Source organism: Shinella curvata (assembly GCF_022899935.1).
Taxonomy (GTDB): Bacteria; Pseudomonadota; Alphaproteobacteria; order Rhizobiales; family Rhizobiaceae; genus Shinella; species Shinella curvata.
This window is the reverse complement of sequence record NZ_JALJCJ010000003.1, coordinates 42,583-60,141: the sequence shown is the minus strand read 5'-3', so window position 1 is coordinate 60,141 and position 17,559 is coordinate 42,583. Positions and strand designations below refer to the sequence as shown.

General features: G+C 62.9%; 14 protein-coding genes. 6 read left to right on the top strand and 8 right to left on the bottom strand.

Annotation, left to right across the window (positions count from 1 at the left end; all coding sequences use genetic code 11):
- Positions 1 to 186 precede the first annotated feature (186 nt).
- The 5 genes from edd to MUU55_RS11785 all read right to left on the bottom strand — a co-directional run bounded on the left by edd (position 187) and on the right by MUU55_RS11785 (position 7,278).
- On the bottom strand, positions 187 to 2,007 hold the full coding sequence (gene edd / locus MUU55_RS11805) for a phosphogluconate dehydratase (RefSeq protein WP_244760968.1): 1,821 nt from the start codon (positions 2,005 to 2,007) through the stop codon (positions 187 to 189).
- A gap of 172 nt (positions 2,008 to 2,179) precedes the next feature.
- Positions 2,180 to 2,878, bottom strand: coding sequence for a 6-phosphogluconolactonase (gene pgl / locus MUU55_RS11800; protein WP_244760967.1), 699 nt, complete (start codon positions 2,876 to 2,878; stop codon positions 2,180 to 2,182).
- A 9-nt stretch (positions 2,879 to 2,887) separates the two neighbouring features.
- Entirely contained in the window at positions 2,888 to 4,360 is a 1,473-nt protein-coding gene (gene zwf / locus MUU55_RS11795) for a glucose-6-phosphate dehydrogenase (protein WP_244760966.1), read from the bottom strand.
- A 96-nt stretch (positions 4,361 to 4,456) separates the two neighbouring features.
- Positions 4,457 to 5,740 carry an NAD(P)/FAD-dependent oxidoreductase gene (locus MUU55_RS11790; protein WP_244760965.1) on the bottom strand — a complete coding sequence of 428 codons (1,284 nt, stop codon included), beginning with the start codon at positions 5,738 to 5,740 and terminating at the stop codon, positions 4,457 to 4,459.
- Between the two features lie 98 nt (positions 5,741 to 5,838).
- A complete protein-coding gene (locus tag MUU55_RS11785) occupies positions 5,839 to 7,278 on the bottom strand; it encodes a glutamine synthetase family protein (RefSeq protein WP_244760964.1) in 1,440 nt (479 codons plus the stop codon).
- Positions 7,279 to 7,446: 168 nt separating this feature from the next.
- Here MUU55_RS11785 and MUU55_RS11780 point away from each other — a divergent pair, with 168 nt between their 5' ends.
- The 3 genes from MUU55_RS11780 to MUU55_RS11770 all read left to right on the top strand — a co-directional run bounded on the left by MUU55_RS11780 (position 7,447) and on the right by MUU55_RS11770 (position 11,692).
- A complete protein-coding gene (locus tag MUU55_RS11780) occupies positions 7,447 to 8,628 on the top strand; it encodes a BaiN/RdsA family NAD(P)/FAD-dependent oxidoreductase (RefSeq protein WP_244760963.1) in 1,182 nt (393 codons plus the stop codon).
- A gap of 163 nt (positions 8,629 to 8,791) precedes the next feature.
- Complete coding sequence (locus tag MUU55_RS11775) at positions 8,792 to 8,929, top strand: hypothetical protein (protein WP_244760962.1); 138 nt, start codon at positions 8,792 to 8,794, stop codon at positions 8,927 to 8,929.
- 240 nt (positions 8,930 to 9,169) lie between these two features.
- Complete coding sequence (locus tag MUU55_RS11770) at positions 9,170 to 11,692, top strand: methyl-accepting chemotaxis protein (protein WP_244760961.1); 2,523 nt, start codon at positions 9,170 to 9,172, stop codon at positions 11,690 to 11,692.
- A 46-nt stretch (positions 11,693 to 11,738) separates the two neighbouring features.
- Here MUU55_RS11770 and MUU55_RS11765 read toward each other — a convergent pair whose 3' ends face one another.
- Positions 11,739 to 11,885 (bottom strand): hypothetical protein, encoded by a 147-nt coding sequence (locus MUU55_RS11765; protein ID WP_244760960.1) that lies wholly within the window; start codon positions 11,883 to 11,885, stop codon positions 11,739 to 11,741.
- A 157-nt stretch (positions 11,886 to 12,042) separates the two neighbouring features.
- Here MUU55_RS11765 and MUU55_RS11760 point away from each other — a divergent pair, with 157 nt between their 5' ends.
- Positions 12,043 to 12,915 carry a LysR family transcriptional regulator gene (locus MUU55_RS11760; protein ID WP_244760959.1) on the top strand — a complete coding sequence of 291 codons (873 nt, stop codon included), beginning with the start codon at positions 12,043 to 12,045 and terminating at the stop codon, positions 12,913 to 12,915.
- Positions 12,916 to 12,968: 53 nt separating this feature from the next.
- Here MUU55_RS11760 and MUU55_RS11755 read toward each other — a convergent pair whose 3' ends face one another.
- Positions 12,969 to 13,208, bottom strand: coding sequence for an SMc00767 family acetate metabolism repressor (locus MUU55_RS11755; RefSeq protein ID WP_023516665.1), 240 nt, complete (start codon positions 13,206 to 13,208; stop codon positions 12,969 to 12,971).
- 96 nt (positions 13,209 to 13,304) lie between these two features.
- A complete protein-coding gene (aceA, locus tag MUU55_RS11750) occupies positions 13,305 to 14,594 on the bottom strand; it encodes an isocitrate lyase (protein WP_244760958.1) in 1,290 nt (429 codons plus the stop codon).
- Positions 14,595 to 14,813: 219 nt separating this feature from the next.
- Here aceA and MUU55_RS11745 point away from each other — a divergent pair, with 219 nt between their 5' ends.
- Positions 14,814 to 16,229, top strand: coding sequence for a helix-turn-helix domain-containing protein (locus MUU55_RS11745; protein ID WP_244760957.1), 1,416 nt, complete (start codon positions 14,814 to 14,816; stop codon positions 16,227 to 16,229).
- Between the two features lie 169 nt (positions 16,230 to 16,398).
- Positions 16,399 to 17,508 carry a polyamine ABC transporter substrate-binding protein gene (locus MUU55_RS11740; protein WP_425314176.1) on the top strand — a complete coding sequence of 370 codons (1,110 nt, stop codon included), beginning with the start codon at positions 16,399 to 16,401 and terminating at the stop codon, positions 17,506 to 17,508.
- Positions 17,509 to 17,559 lie beyond the last annotated feature (51 nt).

Below are 17,559 nucleotides of genomic sequence, written 5' to 3'. Positions count from 1 at the left end.
GGGGCGAAACGCCCCTCATTTTATGTCTGCCGGTTGCCGAACTTGGTGCGACCTCTCCTCCGTCATGCTCGGGCTTGACCCGAGCATCCATCCACACGGCACGCCCTCATTTGTGGTTGTGGATCCTCGGCTCAAGGCCGAGGATGACGTTGCGGGTGTGATGCGGGTCTGCCCAAAGCTTTTGCTTTACGCGAAGAGCACGCTCGCTCCGTGATCCGCCGGACCCGCAATGGCACGGAAGGGGGCAAAGAGCTCGCGACCCATGCCGAATTCGTTACCCGAGAGATCGGCCGAGGCCTGCGGGCGGGCGGCAAATGCGGCGGCATCCACCAGCACCTCGATCGTGCCATGGGTGGCATCCAGCCGGATCCTGTCGCCGTTCTGGATGCGGCCGATCGGACCGTTGTCGACCGCCTCGGGCGTGACATGGATGGCGGCCGGGACCTTGCCGGAGGCGCCGGACATGCGGCCGTCGGTGAGCAGTGCCACGCGCTGGCCGCGGTCCTGCAAAATGCCGAGCACGGTGGTCAGCTTGTGCAGTTCCGGCATGCCGTTCGATTTCGGTCCCTGGAAGCGCACGACGGCGATGAAATCACCCGTGAGCTCGCCGGCCTTGAAGGCGGCATTGAGCTCCAACTGGTCGTGGAAGACCTTGGCCGGCGCTTCAATGACGTGGCGTTCCGGCTTGACGGCAGAAATCTTGATGACCGCCTTGCCGATATTGCCGCTCAGCATCTTCAGGCCGCCGGTCGGCTGGAAGGGCGTCTCGATATTGGCAAGCACCTTCGGGTCGTGGCTGACCTTCGGCGACTGATCACGCACGACAGCGCCGTTTTCGCCCAGCCGGGCATCGACCGTATAGGCCTTGAGGCCCTGGCCGTAGACCGTGCGAACATCGTCATGCAGCATGCCAGTCTTGAGCAGTTCCTGGATGAGGAAGCCCATGCCGCCGGCCGCGTGGAAATGGTTCACGTCGGCAAGGCCGTTCGGATAGACGCGGGCCAGCAGCGGCACGACGTCGGACAGTTCGGAAATATCCTGCCAGGTCAGAACGATGCCGGCGGCGCGCGCCATGGCGATGAGGTGCAGCGTGTGGTTGGTCGAACCGCCCGTGGCATGCAGGCCGACGACGCCGTTGACGACGGAGCGCTCGTCGATCATCTCGCCGGCCGGCGTGAATTCGTTGCCTTGCGCGGTAATGGCCAGCGCCCGCCTGGCGGCTTCCTTGGTCAGCGCGTCGCGCAGCGGCGTGCCGGGATTGATGAAGGAGGCACCGGGCATGTGAAAGCCCATGATCTCCATCAGCATCTGGTTGGAGTTCGCCGTGCCGTAGAACGTACAGGTGCCGGGGCCGTGATAGGACTTGGATTCGGCCTCGAGCAGTTCGGCGCGGCCAGCCTTGCCCTCGGCGAAGAGCTGGCGGACGCGTGCCTTTTCGTCGTTAGGCAGACCGGAAGTCATTGGGCCGGCGGGAATGAACACGGCGGGCAGATGACCGAAGGTCAGCGCGGCGATGGTCAGACCGGGAACGATCTTGTCGCAGACGCCGAGATAGACGACCGAGTCGAACATGTTGTGCGACAGGCCGACGCCGGCCGCCATGGCGATCAGGTCGCGCGAGAACAGCGAGAGTTCCATGCCCGGCTGGCCCTGGGTGACGCCGTCACACATGGCGGGCACGCCGCCCGCCACCTGCGCCACGCCGCCGGCTTCCCGGGCGGCGTCGCGGATGAGGGCTGGATAGGTCTCGAACGGCTGATGGGCCGAGAGCATGTCGTTATAGGAGGTGATGATGCCGAGGTTCGGAACGCGGTCGCCGGCGAGCGCGTCCTTCTCGGCGGGGGAACAGACCGCAAAGCCGTGCGCAAGGTTGCCGCAGGAGAGGATCGAGCGGTGCACGCCTTTGGAGATGGCGGCGCGGACGCGGCCGAGATAGGGCTCGCGGTGCGGCTTGGAGCGTTCGACGATGCGGGCGGTGATGGCTTCGATGCGTTTGTCGGCGGACATGGGAGCTATCCTGACTTCCTCGATTGCATTTTTGCACGGCAAAGCGAGCGGGAGCGCTGCGCCATCCGCGGTTGAACGGCGCCAGGCGCCGGGCATGTTCGGCTTCAGCCGGCTGGACGTACTCCAGAGCATTCAAAGCCGAAGCGATTTCGCTTCGGCGTCGGACAATGCTCTAGGGTGCCCAGTAGATATCGACAGGTGTTGCCGCGCGCCGGAGAATGGCGCGGATCGGCATGTCGGTTTCGGGGCCGTCTGCTTCTGCGGCGGCCAGAACGTCCTTCTTGCCTTGGCCTTCGATATGCAGCACCAGAAGGCGGGCATCCTGAAGGCTGGCAAAGGTGAAGGTGAGGCGGGTTTCGCCGGCACCCTCGGCTTCCATGGTGATCACGCCACGCGGTGTAGTGGCCGAGATCGCTTCCGCAAGATTGCTGCCCCGGGGGAAGAACGAAGCCGTATGCCCGTCCGTTCCCATGCCGAGGATCGCGACATCGAAGGGCGCGCCGAGCGAAGCGGCATCGGCCGAGACGATCTGTGCAGCCTCTTCCGCGCTGCCGGCATCCCGGTAGAGCGGAAGGAAATTCGCAGCTTTCGCCTTGTTCTGAAGCAGGTTCTCGCAAACGAGCAGGTGGTTCGAGCGCGGATTGTCGGCCGGTACGAAACGTTCGTCGACAAGCGTGACCGTCACCTTGGCCCAGTCGATGTCTCGGGTCGAGAGCGTCTTGAAGAAGGCCTTCGGCGTCGAGCCGCCCGACACGGCGATGGTTGCCGTGCCACGGGCAGAGATGGCGTCGGAAAGCGTCGCGGACACGCGGTCCGCCAACTCTTCGGCGAGCGCCACACCATCCTCGAATTCATGGAAATTCACGCTCATCGGGCTTCCTTACGATTCATGCCAGGTGCGGCCGTCACGCTCGATGAGCGCAATCGACTGGCTCGGGCCCCAGGTTCCCGCTGTATAGCCCTGTGCCTGCTGGCCGGTTGCTTCCCAGGCCTTGAGGATCGGATCGACCCAGCGCCACGCGGCTTCCACTTCGTCGCGGCGCATGAAGAGCGTCTGGTTGTTCCGGACGACGTCGAGCAATAGGCGCTCGTAGGCGTCGGCGTTGCGGGCGTCAAAGGCCTCGGCGAAGCTCATGTCGAGCGAGACGTTGCGCAGGCGCATGCCGCCCGGACCCGGATCCTTGATCATCAGCGACTGCTTGACGCCTTCATCCGGCTGCAGGCGGATGATGAGCTGGTTGGCTTCGATGCGGCCCGCCGAAGGGTCGAAGATCGAATGCGGGATCGGCTTGAAGGTGATGACGATCTCCGACATGCGGGCGGCAAGCCGCTTGCCGGTGCGGATGTAGAAGGGCACGCCCGCCCAGCGCCAGTTGCCGATTTCGGCCTTGATGGCGACGAAGGTTTCCGTGTTGGAGACGCCGCCTTCCAGCTCTTCCAGATAGCCCTTGACCGGGCCGCCAGCCGAGGCACCGGCCCGGTACTGGCCGCGCACCGTCAGGCGCTCGACATTGTACTGGTCGATCGGCTTCAGCGCGCGCAGCACTTTCAGCTTTTCGTCGCGCACGGCTTCGGCGTCCATGGAGGAGGGCACTTCCATGGCGACAAGGCAGAGCAGCTGGAGAATGTGGTTCTGCACCATGTCGCGCAGCGCGCCGGCCTTGTCATAGTAGCCGGCACGGCTTTCCAGGCCGACGGCTTCGGCGACCGTGATCTGTACGTGGTCGATATGGGCGGAGTTCCACAGCGGCTCATAGAGCGCATTGGCAAAGCGCAGCGCCATCAGGTTCTGCACCGTCTCCTTGCCGAGATAGTGGTCGATGCGGAAGATCTGCTCTTCGCGGAACACCTTGCCGATGGTGTTGTTCAGCTCGTTGGCGGAGGCAAGGTCGCGGCCGATCGGCTTTTCGACGACGATGCGGGTGTGCTTCGTGATGAGTTTATGGTCGCGGATCTTTTCCGAGATGTCGCCGAAGATCGCCGGCGCGACGGCGAGATAGAAGGCGCGCACGCGCTCCTTGCCCTCGTCGAGCAAGTCCTTCAGCTTGTCCCAGCCGTTGTCGGACTTGGCATCGACGGCGACATAGAACAGCCGGTCGCAGAACGTCTTGATCTGCTCGTCGTCGAATTCGCTGGGCTTGAGGTGCTCCTTCAGCGCGTCGACGGCGAACTTGCGGTATTCCGCATCTGTGAAGGCCGTACGCGACGCGCCGATGATGCGCGTCGGGTCGGAGAGCTGGCCCGCGAGCTGCCTGTGGTAGAGGGCCGGGAGGAGCTTGCGTTCCGCAAGGTCGCCGGTTCCGCCAAAGACGACATAGTCGAAGGGTTCAACAGGAATGATCTGGCTGCTCATCGGATATCTCGATCTCGTTCTGTTGTCGGGCGTTATAATCTAATCGATTTAAAAACACCAGCGTGCAACGCAACAAAATCGATGCTTCCGTGTCGATCAGAGCCTGTCGCGTAGCGCGTACCACGTCATGGCGAGAAACAGAAGTGGCGAACGGAACCTCGAGCCTCCGGGGAAGGCCGGGATTTTCAGGGCCTTCAGCTCGTCGAGTTCCGCACTGCCGCCGGTCACGTCCTCGGCATAGAGCTTGCCACAATAGTTTGACAGCATGACGCCATGGCCGGAATAACCGCCGATCGTCGTGATGCCGGGCATGACTTCGCGGACATAGGGTTTGCGCGGCATGGTGATGCCGACGGAACCGCCCCAGGCATGGGTGAGCTCGATGCCCTTCAGCTCCGGATAGACCTCCTCGATCTGCCGGCGGATCGGCGGCGTCATGTCGTCGAGATTTTCCGAGTAGGCCTCGCGCCCGCCAAACAGCAGGCGGCCGTCGCGGGTCTTGCGGAAATAGCGCACGACGAAGCGCGTATCGGCAATCGCCTCCCCGCCTGGAATGACCGACGGGAACTTGTCGAGCGGCACGGTCGCGCCGATGAAGGAGCGGATCGGCATGACGTGCGATGCCGTCTTCGGTTCGAGATTGCCGATATAGGCATTGCAGCAGATCAACGCCCGGTCGGCACGGATCGTGCCTTTCGCGGTGGTGATGACTGCCTTGCCGCCCGTTCGCTCGATTTTCAGGGCCGGGGTTTTTTCGTGCAGGCTTGCGCCGGCGGCCTGCGCCGCACGGGCGACGCCGACGACAAGTTTCATGGGGTGAATATGGCCGGTGCCGACATCGCGCATGCCGAAGAAGAAGCGTTTCGAACCGACGCGCTGTTCCGTCTCCGCCCGGTCCATATAGCTCAGATGCTTGTAGCCGAAGCGTGTCGCAGCGATCTCGATATGATCGCGAAATTCCTTCTCGTAGCTCGCCTTGTGGCTGACATTGAGCTGGCCGGGCACGTAGTCGATCTCGACGTTATGTGCGGCAGCGAAATCGTGGATGTGCTGCTTGGCGTTTTCCGCAAGATCGAACAGCGCCTTGGCGCGTTCGAAGCCGAGTTCGGCCTCGAGCGTTTCCGCGTCGGAGCGCTGGCCGGTGCCGAGCTGGCCGCCATTGCGGCCCGACGCACCGTCGCCAAAGCGGTGGGCCTCGACGAGCGTGACGCGCACGCCCTTCTTCGCGAGATTGTAGGCGGCCTGGAGGCCGGTGAAGCCGCCGCCGACAATGGCGACATCGGTCTCGACGGAGCCGTCGAGCGGGGCATATTCGGGACGGTCGCCGACACTGGCCTCATACCAGGAGACGCCGGGGGAAATCGGGCTTTGCCAGGGCATTGCGCACACTCATTCGGTCAGGAGGGTGCGGCGGCGCGCCGGGGCGCCGGCCGCTTCTCAGGGACTGATCGTTTCGGCGGCCCGGACCGCCTGAGCGCTCAGACGTTGAGCAGCAGGAACTCGCGTTCCCAGGGGCTGATCACCTGCATGAAGGTCTCGAACTCGCCGCGCTTGACGCCGGCATAGAGCCCGATGAACTCCGCGCTCAGGACCTCCGCCAGGGCCGGATCCGATTCCAGTAGGGAGACGGCTTCAAGAAGGCCGCGCGGCAGGTCGATCGACCCTTCATTGGCGGTGTCTTCCGTCGGCGGGCTCGGTTCGACCTGGTTCATGATGCCGAGCAGGCCGCAGCCGAGCGAGGCCGCAAGCGCCAGATACGGATTGGCATCCGAACCCGGCAGGCGGTTCTCGACGCGCCGCGCCGCGGCATCCGAAACCGGGATGCGGAAAGCGGTGGTGCGGTTGTCGTAGCCCCATGCATTGTTGACCGGCGCCGACATTTCCGGGGTCAGGCGACGATAGGAGTTCACATAGGGCGCCATCATGACGAGCGTCTTCGGCACATAGGCCTGCATGCCGCCGATGAAGTGGAAGAACTCCTTCGAGGGCGAGCCGTCCGGATTGGAGAAGACGTTCTTGCCCGTCTCTATCTCCACCACCGACTGGTGGATGTGCATGGCCGATCCCGCCTGGCCCTGCATGGGCTTGGCCATGAAGGTGGCGTAGATGCCGTGCTTCAGCGCGGCCTCGCGGATCGTGCGCTTGAACAGGAACACCTGGTCGGCCAGTTCGATCGGATCGCCGTGGCGCAGGTTGATTTCGAGCTGTGCCGGACCTTCCTCGTGGATCAGGGTGTCGATCTCGAGACCCTGCTTTTCCGAGAAATGGTAGATGTCGTCGATCAGTTCGTCGAACTCGTTGATGCCAGCGATGGAATAGCCCTGGCCGCCCTGGATGGCGCGGCCGGACCGGCCCTTCGGCGGATGCAGCGGATAGTCCGGGTCCTCGTTCATGGCGACGAGGTAGAACTCGATTTCCGGCGCGACGACCGGCTTCCAGCCGCGGTCGCGATACATCTGCACGACGTTCTTCAGAACGTTGCGCGGCGTATAGGGCACGCTTTCGCCTGTCGAGCCGACGATGTCGCAGATGACCTGCGCGGTCGGATCGGTCTCCCACGGCACGACGGAAAGCGTGGAAAGATCCGGCAGCAGCTTGAGATCGCTGTCACGCGGCTCATAGCGGAAATTGCCGGTTTCTTCCGGGTAGTCGCCCGAGATCGTGTGGCGGTAGAGGGCGGAAGGCAGCGCCAGCGAGGTGTTCGAGGTGAATTTCGACGACGGCATCATCTTCCCGCGCGGGACGCCTGCAAGGTCAGGCGTGATGCATTCGATATCCTCGATACCGCGGGCTCGAAGCCAGTCTGCGGCGTCCTTCCAGGTCTTTACCCCTCGTGGCACGCTGATGGAGGGAGGTACTTTTCCAGAGCGTACGGCTTTCTCGATGGTAGGGGTAACGACTTTCTTTTTGGACGGCATGACACACCGGGTTTGTTGACGATGGCGTCATCATAGCCACAGAATAGACCTTGGCTAGCTCCCCCCGGGGGGTAGAAAACGCGATTTCTGCGGTATTTTTTGTTTTTTGTGTCCCGATTGACTTTCTCGCGCGATAGCAGAAAGGAGAGGCGAACGGGGATTTTGGACGTGGCAGAACGGCGGGACGTCGTCATTATCGGGGCCGGTGCGGCAGGCATGATGTGCGCCATCGAAGCGGGCAGGCGGGGCCGCCGCGTGCTGGTGCTCGACCATGCGAAGGCACCGGGCGAGAAGATCCGCATCTCCGGCGGCGGGCGCTGCAACTTCACCAATATCCATGCCGGGCCGAAGAATTTCATTTCGGCCAATCCGCATTTCGCCAAGTCGGCGCTCGCCCGCTACACGCCGCGCGATTTCCTCGATCTCGTCGAACGACATCGCATCCCCTGGCATGAAAAGACGCTGGGCCAGCTGTTCTGCGACAATTCGGCGAAGGACATCATCGCCATGCTGCTGTCCGAGATGAAGGTGGCGGGTGCGGAGCTGCGTCTTTCGACCGTCATCACCGACATCGCACATGACGGCCATTCCTTCCGCATTGCCACGGAGCACGGCCAGATCGAGGCGGCCTCGCTGGTGATCGCCACCGGCGGCAAGTCGATCCCGAAAATGGGCGCGACGGGTTTCGCCTATCGCATCGCCGAGCAGTTCGGTCTGCCGGTGACGGAAACCCGCGCCGGCCTCGTGCCGCTGATGCTCGATCCGGCAACGCTTGCCGCGCATGAAGGCCTGCCCGGCGTCGCCGTGGATGTCATCGCCAGCCACGGCAAGACGGAATTTGCGGAAGCGGCGCTCTTCACGCATCGCGGTCTCAGCGGCCCGGCCATCCTGCAGATTTCCTCCTATTGGCGCGAAGGCGAGGAGATCTCGCTGCACATCCGCCCGGATCTCGACTTCGCAACCATCATCGCCGCCGCCCGCAAGCAGAACGGCCGGCAGGCGGTGCAGACGGTGCTTGCCGATCATATCCCCAGGAAGCTGGCGCAGCTTCTCGTCAGCGATCTCGGCATCGACGGCACGCTCGCCGAGCAGCCGGGAAAACGCATCGAGGCACTCGTGCAGAAACTGCGCGACTGGCGTTTCCGTCCGCCGGGTTCCGAAGGCTACCGTACGGCGGAAGTCACACTCGGCGGCATCGATACGGCCTCGCTCGATTCCCGCAGCATGGCGGCCAAGGCGGTGCCGGGGCTCTATTTCATCGGCGAGGCGGTCGATGTGACCGGCTGGCTCGGTGGATACAATTTCCAGTGGGCCTGGGCATCCGGCCACGCCGCTGGCCTGAATGCCTGAATTTCTCGCGCAGGAATAGCGATACGGTCTTTACCGCCCGTTAAGACCTCGCGGCGGATGCTGCGGGAATGTCGGCGTTTCCCGCATCAGGGAGGCAACATGATGTGGGCCGGCTGGCCGGATCATCCGGGGTTTCTGTTCTTGCGTAACGGAGTTTCACCGCATGTCTGAAAGACGCTGTCCCGCCCGCGCCATCGCCATGGCCGCCGCTCAGGAAAACCGCCGCCGCCTTGTTGCGATCGGTATCAATTGCGCGCTTGCCGCTCTGCTTGTCGCCGTCCTCGCCATCACCGCGCTTTGACACATTCGAACCGTCATAAATCGGTTTAAATTGGTGATGGAATTTTAAAGATTGCCGCCGATGATCCCTGCATAGGGTTCCGGAAGCCGCGTCCCATGACGGATGCATGCGGCGTGCAATGATTGCTCCCCCGGATGCGCGGCATTGCTGCCGCATGAAGTCGGTAATCCGGCGTCCGAATCCTGGGGAGGCCCTAAAAAGGGCAGGGGTGGAGCACGCCGACAACGGATGTTCCGCCAAATGTTTATTGATCGCATTCTCGCACGCTTCAAGATTCAGACGAAGGTTCTGGTCTTCATTCTGCCCTTCGTGCTCTCGATCTGCGCCGTGGGCTTTACCGGACTCTATGCGTCCGGCCTGCTGCAAGGCCGCATGGAGATTTCCAACAGCGTCCTCCAGTCGCTGAGCGGCTTCAAGGACGTCTATGCCGGCATGAACCGGTTTCTCCAGAATACCAGCGAAGAGACGCGCGATGCGGTCAACGAAAAGCTGAAGGCGCAGGTCAAGCTGCTGCGCCAGACGATGGACGGCCTGACGCCGGATGTCGATGCCTCCAAGCTCCTGGATGCCCAGAAGCAGACCAAAGATATCGAGGCCCGCATGGACGGTCTGTGGCTGCTCTACGTCAACGAGAACAGGCTGCACGACAAGATGAGCAAGAACCTCGGCACGCTGTCCAGCGAGCAGGTGAAAATCCTCGACGAGGCGACCAAGGTGCAGCGCACCGTGCGGCAGAACGAAAACGCCGCCAAGAGCATGCTGCGTGAAGCCGAGCGCCTGACGACGGCTAGCAAGTTCTTCGGCGATCTGCTCTCGGAGTTCAGTCGTGGCGCGACGCCGGAAGACCAGCTGAAGGTCATCAAGGAGCGTTTCCCCTTCATCTCGAAGACCGAGCGCTCGATCTCGACGATCCTGCCGAAGAGCCAGAAGGTCGTATCCATCACCATCCGCAACACGATCAACGAACTGGGCGGCTTCCTATCCTCGTCGGATCCGGCCGCCGTGACGGTGCCGGAAATGGCGCGCCGCGTGAACCGTTTCCGCCAGGTCACCATCCAGCTTCAGGGCGCAGCCGCAGAAAAGATGCGCGAGGCGACCCGCATTTTCGGCGAGCTCGACGAACCGATCATCAAGTCCGAAGCCGTTCTCGCCTCAACACGCAAGCTGGTCTCGTCGATCGACGACATCGAAGTGGCGGCCGTGCGCTTCCTTGGCCAGACCTCGGATGAAAATCGCGTGAAACTGCTTGGCAACCTGTCCATGCTGCAGATCGACATCAAGGGCCTGCGCGGTACGGCGAGCGGCCTGCCGTTCTTCGACAAGGTCGATGAGACGCTGACGCCGGTGCTTGAGCGCATTCAGGCCGACAGCGATGCGCTGGTGAAGATCAGCGCCCAGCGCAATGCCGATTTCGATGCCGCAGGCCAGTCCATCGATTCGATCTGGAACCTGCTCAGCCAGTTTGCCGAGGAGCAGAAGACCAGCGCCGGCACGGAGCGTGAAAAGGCCAACCAGGTCTCGGTTCTTGCGACCGTCGTCGGCGCGGCCATCGCCATTCTCGCCGGTATCGCGCTGGTCCTGACGCTGAAGGGGCCGATCGGCCAGATCACCGGTGCCATGCGCCGCCTGGCCGATGGTTTCCTCGACACCGGCATTTCCGGCGAAGGCCGTGCCGACGAAATCGGCGACATGGCCCGCGCGCTGGGCGTGTTCAAGGAAAACGCCCTGTCGAAGATCCGCGTGGAAGCCGAAAGCGAACAGCAGCGCGCCGAGGCGGATGCCGAACGCACCCGCAACGATGAAGAAAAGCAGGCGCTCGACCGGCAGATCGACTTTGCCGTGAACGCGCTTGCCGCTGGCCTTGGCCGTCTGGCTCAAGGTGACCTGTCGCGCCAGATCGAGACACCCTTCACCGGCCGCCTCGAACAGCTGCGCCAGGACTTCAACGTCTCGCTCGAGCGCTTGCAGGATACGCTCGGCCAGATCCGCAACAATGCGATGTCGATCCAGCGCAGCGGCTCCGACATGCTGCAATCGGCCGATGCGCTCTCCAAGCGTACCGAAGCGCAGGCCTCCTCGCTGGAAGAGACCGCGGCCGCCGTCGAGCAGATCACGGTGACCGTGCGCTCCTCCGCCGAACGGGCGCATGAGGCCAATGTCGTCGTCGGCGCCACCAAGCGCAGCGCCGACAGTTCCGCTTCCGTCGTCAACAACGCGATTGCCGCCATGGGCCGCATCGAGGGCGCCTCGCGCCAGATCGAGCAGATCATCGAGGTCATCGATGACATCGCCTTCCAGACCAACCTGCTGGCGCTGAATGCCGGTATCGAAGCCGCGCGTGCGGGCGAGGCCGGCAAGGGCTTTGCGGTCGTGGCGCAGGAAGTGCGCGAGCTTGCCCAGCGTTCGGCCAGTGCGGCCCGCGAGATCAAGGGCCTGATCGAGAAATCGACGAGCGAGGTCAGTGCCGGTGCGCATCTCGTGCAGGAGACGGGCTCGGTGCTCGCCTCGATCAGCCAGCAGATCGTCACCGTCAGCCAGCATGTGGACATGATGGCGACGGCCAGCCGCGACCAAGCGGTGGCGCTGCAGGAGGTCAACGGTTCCGTCAACCAGATGGACCAGATGACACAGCAGAACGCCTCGATGGTCGATCTCACGACCACCGCCAGCCGCAAGCTTGCCGGCGATGCCGACACGCTGATGATGCTCGTCGAACAGTTCCGCCTGGAGGCGGACGAACACGCGGTTTATCGCGCGGCCTGATACAGGTCGTTAAGAACGAGAAAGGCCCGGCACTGCCGGGCCTTTCTCATTTGGCGAGCCCAAAAGCCTTTGCGACACGACGGAGCCGGGTGCGCAACGGATGTTTGTCGATCAGATGGTCGAATTCGTGTCTGCGGCGTGCGTCATTCTTGGAAAGCTCGAAGAGTATGGCAAGTCCGAGCATGTCGTGCATGGCTGTCTCCTTTGAAAGGCAACGGGAAGCCGCGGCGCGGGAGGGCGCACAAAGGCTTCTGTCGGAAAGATTGGCGCCGGGCGCCTTGTTCACGGTTCGAATCTATCCTTCAAAACCGCATTCAGGTACGCCGAATTCCGTGCTATGTTTTTCATCCATGAAAGACATTTCCTGGGAATCCTATCGCATTTTCCTCGATGTCGCCCGGCAGGGTGGGTTGACAGGCGCCGCGCAGGCAATCGGCCTCAGCCCCGCCACCGTGGGACGGCGGGTGTTGCAGCTGGAGGAGGCGATCGGGCGGGCGCTTTTCTTGCGCAGCCAGACCGGCTACCGGCTGACGGGCGAGGGTCAGGCGCTGTATGAACGGCTTCTCGGCATGGAGGCGATCGCCCGCGGCGTGGAAAGCTGGCGGCAGGAGGGGCAGGGGACGAGCACCGTGCGCGTCATGGCCGGCACCTGGGTCACGTGGCTCGTCTGCGAAAACATGTCCGCCATATGCACCGGCAAGGATCCCTTCCGCCTCGATCTCTCCGTGTCCGAGCGCCGCGCGACGCTGACGCATCGCGAGGTGGATGTCGGCCTTCGCGCTGTCGAGCCGACCGAGCCGGCCCTGATCAGCCGACCGGCGGGTGACGTCGCCTATGCCCCCTATCGCCGCAAGAACGCCGGTGATGCGCTGGCCGATCGCTGGTTAGCGGTCTCGGAGGAGGATGCGGTCTCGGCCTATCTGCGCTGGCCGCATGAACGAACGGGCAATTCCGTCGCCGTCATCGTCAGCCGGCCGCGCTCGCTGCTCGATCTGGTGCGTTCCGGTGCAGGGCAGGCCGTGCTGCCGTGTTTCGTCGGCGATCTCGATCCGGATCTGGAGCGCGCGGGCGAGGAAATCCGTGAACTGCGGCATCACCAGTGGATCGTCGCCAACAGCGAGGACCGACACCGCCGCGACATCCGCACCGTCTCCGACCGGCTGTTCCGGCTCCTGAAGAGCCATGGCGATCTCTTCGCCGGCAAGAGGCCGAGCCGGACATGAAAAATCCCCGGCGCAGGGAACGCCGGGGATTTTCTTTGACTGGATGGTGCCTGTCAGCCGCGACCCTGCGTTACGATGACCGGGATCAGCAGGTCGCCCCAGTTGCCCTCGCCGCCATGGTGACGGGCGGAGCGGACGAGCTCGACCGAGACGCCGGCCTCGACCGCCTTCATGACGGACTGGTTGAGGCGGTGCAGGTCGTTGGCGACCATGCGGATCATGGCTTGCTGGTCGGGGGTCATCGCGGAAGCCTGTTCTTCAGCGCGTTCCTTGACTCGGGTCTGGACTGTCATGGCATTTCTCCTCTTATGAGCATTTGCAGGCAGGCGGTACGCCTGCCATCGCAGGAATGCGGCTCTGTTGGGGTTCTTGAAGGTTGACGTTCGGGGTTATTCGGCGGCCGGGCGGAACTGTTCGTGCTCGGTCGATTCATGCATGGCGGTCGTCGAGGACTGGCCGCCGGTGATGGCCATGGAGACGGCGTCGAAATAGCCGGTGCCGACTTCGCGCTGGTGCTTGGTGGCGGTGTAGCCGTTGATCTCGGCGGCGAATTCCGCTTCCTGCAGCTCCGAATACGCGGCCATCTGGCGCTCCTTGTAGCCGCGGGCCAGTTCGAACATGCCGAAGTTCAGCTGGTGGAAGCCGGCGAGCGTGATGAACTGGAACTTGTAGCCCATCGCACCCAGTTCGCGCTGGAACTTGGCGATCGTCGCGTCATCCAGGTTCTTCTTCCAGTTGAACGAGGGCGAGCAATTGTAGGCGAGCAGCTTGCCGGGATGGGCCTTGTGCACGGCTTCTGCGAACTTGCGGGCCTGTTCGAGATCCGGCTTGCCGGTTTCCATCCAGATCAGGTCGCAATGCGGCGCATAGGAGATGGCGCGCGCGATGCAGGGCTCGATGCCGTTCTTGACCTGATAGAAGCCTTCGACCGTGCGGCCCTTGTCCTTGTCGACGAAGGGCTGGTCGCGCTCGTCGATATCGGAGGTGAGCAGTTTCGCGGCCTCGGCATCGGTGCGGGCGACGATCAGCGTCGGGACGCCCATGACGTCCGCGGCGAGGCGCGCGGCATCAAGGTTGCGGATATGCGCGGCGGTCGGGATCAGAACCTTGCCGCCGAGATGGCCGCACTTCTTTTCCGAGGCCAGCTGGTCTTCGAAGTGAACGCCGGCGGCACCCGCCTCGATGAAAGCCTTCATGATCTCGAAGGCGTTGAGCGGGCCGCCGAAGCCGGCTTCGGCGTCGGCGACGATCGGGGCAAACCAAGTGTCGACCGAAAGGCCGTTGCCTTCCGCCGTCTCGATCTGGTCGGCGCGCTGCAGGGTACGGTTTATGCGCTTGGCCAGTTCCGGCGCGGCATTGGCCGGATAGAGCGACTGGTCGGGATACATGGCGGATGCCGTGTTGGCATCGGCGGCGACCTGCCAGCCCGAGAGATAGATCGCCTTCAGGCCGGCGCGGACCATCTGCATGGCCTGATTGCCCGAGAGTGCGCCGAGCGCGTTGACGAAATCTTCCTCGTGGATGAGCTTCCAGAGGCGGTTCGCACCGTTTTCAGCCAGCGTGTGGCGGATCTGGACCGAGCCGCGCAGCTTCTCGACCGTCTGCGCCGTATAGGGGCGTTCGATGCCGTCGAAACGGCCTCTGGGTGCGCTCGGAACGAGATTGTAAAAATCGGTCATAGTATCCTCCAATGCGATGTCTCGGGATCGGGCTGGTGTCATATCGTTGCCCGATTTCATGTGACAGTATTTACATCGCAGCGCACAATAGGGCGAGAGAAAACCGGAAAATCAGCGGGATAATCGGGTAATGATGTCTTGTCTTTGACAGTTTCGATATGTAAAAAAGTAAAGATTGTAAATTCAGTAATCAGGCAATCCGTGTAAAGGATGTGACATATGGCGGAGAACAAGATCTTTGCCGGGCCGAAAGTCCGGCGCATCCGCAACACGCTCGGCCTGACCCAGACGGCGATGGCCGAGGGTCTGTCGATCTCGCCGTCCTATCTCAACCTCATCGAGCGCAACCAGCGCCCGCTGACGGTGCAGCTGCTGTTGCGGCTCGCCTCCGTCTACAAGGTCGATCTCGATGATCTCCAGGGCGAGAGTGCCGGCCATGCCCGCCAGCTGCGCGAGGTCTTTGCCGATCCGCTGCTCTCAGGCGAACTGCCGGGCGATCACGAGCTGGTGGAAATCGCCGACGCCGCGCCGAATGTCGCAAGCGGCATCGTCAAGCTCTACCGCGCCTATCGCGAGCAGGCCGCCCGCCTGACCGACCTTGCCGACCTGCTCGCCCGCGAGGGGCATGCCACGACGCTTGCCGGCACGCTGCTGCCGATGGACGAGGTGCGCGACAAGCTGGAAGGGCGGCCCAACTATTTCGGGGCAATCGAGGAGGCGGCCGAGCGGTTTCATGCGGCGCTGGCGCCCGGCGACGACCTGGCCAACGCCCTCAAGGGCTGGCTGCGCAAGGAGCACGGCGTCGTGGTGCGCGCGCTGCCGGTCCACACCATGCCGAACCTGCGCCGCCGCTTCGACCGGCACTCCATGCGCCTCTTTCTTTCCGAGCGCCTGTCGCCCTTCGATCAGCTGCGCGAGATCGCCATGGAGACGGTGCAGCTTGCGCTTCAGGACGAAATCTTCGCCGAACTCGACCTGCTTGCCTTCTCGACGGCGGAGGCGAAGCGCATCGCCCGCTTCGAACTGGCGCGCTACGCCGCCCATGCGCTGATGATGCCCTACGAGGCCTTCCATACGACGGCACAGCGCGTGCGTTACGATGTCGATGTGCTGCGCTCGCGCTTCGGCGTCTCCTTCGAGCAGGCCGCGAACCGGCTGACCATGTTGCAGCGGCCGGGCAAGACGGGCGTGCCCTTCTTCATGCTGGAGATCGACAATGCTGGCCACCGTTTCCGCCGGGCGGGCGCGCAGGGCTTTCCACAGGCGCGTTTCGGCGGTGGCTGTCCGAAGCTCGGCGTGCATTCGGCCTTCTCCCAGCCGGGGCAGATTCTTGTCGACCGCGTCGAGATGCCCGATGGCGGGGCGTTCCTGACGGTGTCGCGCACGCTGGAAGGGCCGCAGGGCACCTTCGGCGAGCGGGTGCGTCGCACCGCGCTGCTGCTGGGCTGCGATGCCGCCCATGCGGAGGAGACGGTCTATGGCGAGGCGGTGCGGCGCGATGGCACTGTTGCGGTCGGTACGGCCTGTCGATTGTGCGAGCGGCAGGGCTGTCTGGCGCGTGCGGAGCCCCCCGTGACTCGTCCGCTCGGGCTCGATGAAATGGTCGCAGGTCTCAGCCTTTTCGACTTCCAGTAAATTTCTGCTTGATTTCCGTCGCCGATAGGTTTTGAAATCTGATAGGAATGGGAACAATGTGATATCAAAATTCACTCTCTGTTTGCGTAGAATGCAGCTTGTCGCCTCCCGAAAAACAACCATAATCGGCGACTGTTCTTCCTACGAACTCATAGACCCGCGAAAGAAACTGGGAGATAAATCAATGATAAGACGTATTCTTTTGGCGACGGCTGCTCTGGGCGCTATCCTTGGTGCCGGCAGCGCGCTTGCGCAGGAAAAGGTGGTCAACGTCTACAACTGGTCGGATTATATCGATAGCTCGATCATCGACGACTTCACCAAGGAAACCGGCATCAAGGTCGTCTACGACGTCTACGATAGCAACGAAATTCTTGAAACGAAGCTGCTCGCCGGCGGCACGGGCTATGACGTGGTCGTGCCGACCAACACCTTCCTGCAGCGCCAGATTTCTGCCGGCGTCTATCAGAAGCTCGACAAGTCTAAGCTGCCCAACCTGAAGAACATGTGGGACATGGTGGCTGAGCGCATGCAGCCGTTCGACCCTGGCAACGAATATTCGATCAATTACATGTGGGGCACGATCGGCATCGGCTATAACAAGGCCAAGATCAAGGAAGCGCTCGGCACCGACCAGATCGACAGCTGGAACGTGATCTTCGATCCGGCCAATGCCGAAAAGCTCAAGGATTGCGGCATCAACCTGCTGGATTCCCCGACCGACATCATTCCGGTCACGCTTGCCTATCTGGGTCTCAACCCCGACAGCCATGATCCAGCCGATATTGCAAAGGCCGAGGAAGCCCTGCAGAAGATCCGGCCGTTCGTTCGCAAGTTCCATTCGTCGGAGTTCATCAACGGTCTCGCCAATGGCGACATCTGCATCGCGGTCGGCTGGTCGGGCGATATCTTCCAGGGTCGCGACCGCGCGGACGAAGCCAAGAACGGCGTCGAGATCGGCTATGCTATCCCGAAGGAAGGCACGCAGATGTGGTTCGACCAGATGGCGATCCCCGCCGACGCGCCGCATGTCGAAGAGGCCCACGCCTTCCTCGACTATATCATGCGCCCGGAAGTCATCGCCAAGGCATCGACCTACATCCACTATGCCAACGGCAACAAGGCGGCACAGGCCGTGATGCCGGAAGAGATCGTCAAGGACACGACGATCTATCCGGATGACGAGACGCTGAAGAAGCTCTTCACCAACACAACACTCGATCCGAAGACGCAGCGCCTCTTCACGCGCACCTGGACCAAGATTGTGACCGGCCAGTAACCGGTCCAAAGCGAATTGCCCGGAAGCCTCTTCCGGGCAATTTTCTTAAGA

Bases quoted from the DNA above. Each gene is read 5' to 3' on its own strand.
- MUU55_RS11785 (WP_244760964.1), bottom strand. From the start codon at position 7,278: ATGCCGTCCAAAAAGAAAGTCGTTACCCCTACCATCGAGAAAGCCGTA.
- MUU55_RS11760 (WP_244760959.1), top strand. From the start codon at position 12,043: ATGAAAGACATTTCCTGGGAATCCTATCGCATTTTCCTCGATGTCGCC.
- MUU55_RS11745 (WP_244760957.1), top strand. From the start codon at position 14,814: ATGGCGGAGAACAAGATCTTTGCCGGGCCGAAAGTCCGGCGCATCCGC.
- MUU55_RS11790 (WP_244760965.1), bottom strand. From the start codon at position 5,740: ATGCCCTGGCAAAGCCCGATTTCCCCCGGCGTCTCCTGGTATGAGGCC.
- MUU55_RS11765 (WP_244760960.1), bottom strand. From the start codon at position 11,885: ATGCACGACATGCTCGGACTTGCCATACTCTTCGAGCTTTCCAAGAAT.
- MUU55_RS11755 (WP_023516665.1), bottom strand. From the start codon at position 13,208: ATGACAGTCCAGACCCGAGTCAAGGAACGCGCTGAAGAACAGGCTTCC.
- MUU55_RS11770 (WP_244760961.1), top strand. From the start codon at position 9,170: ATGTTTATTGATCGCATTCTCGCACGCTTCAAGATTCAGACGAAGGTT.
- aceA (WP_244760958.1), bottom strand. From the start codon at position 14,594: ATGACCGATTTTTACAATCTCGTTCCGAGCGCACCCAGAGGCCGTTTC.
- MUU55_RS11775 (WP_244760962.1), top strand. From the start codon at position 8,792: ATGTCTGAAAGACGCTGTCCCGCCCGCGCCATCGCCATGGCCGCCGCT.
- pgl (WP_244760967.1), bottom strand. From the start codon at position 2,878: ATGAGCGTGAATTTCCATGAATTCGAGGATGGTGTGGCGCTCGCCGAA.
- zwf (WP_244760966.1), bottom strand. From the start codon at position 4,360: ATGAGCAGCCAGATCATTCCTGTTGAACCCTTCGACTATGTCGTCTTT.
- edd (WP_244760968.1), bottom strand. From the start codon at position 2,007: ATGTCCGCCGACAAACGCATCGAAGCCATCACCGCCCGCATCGTCGAA.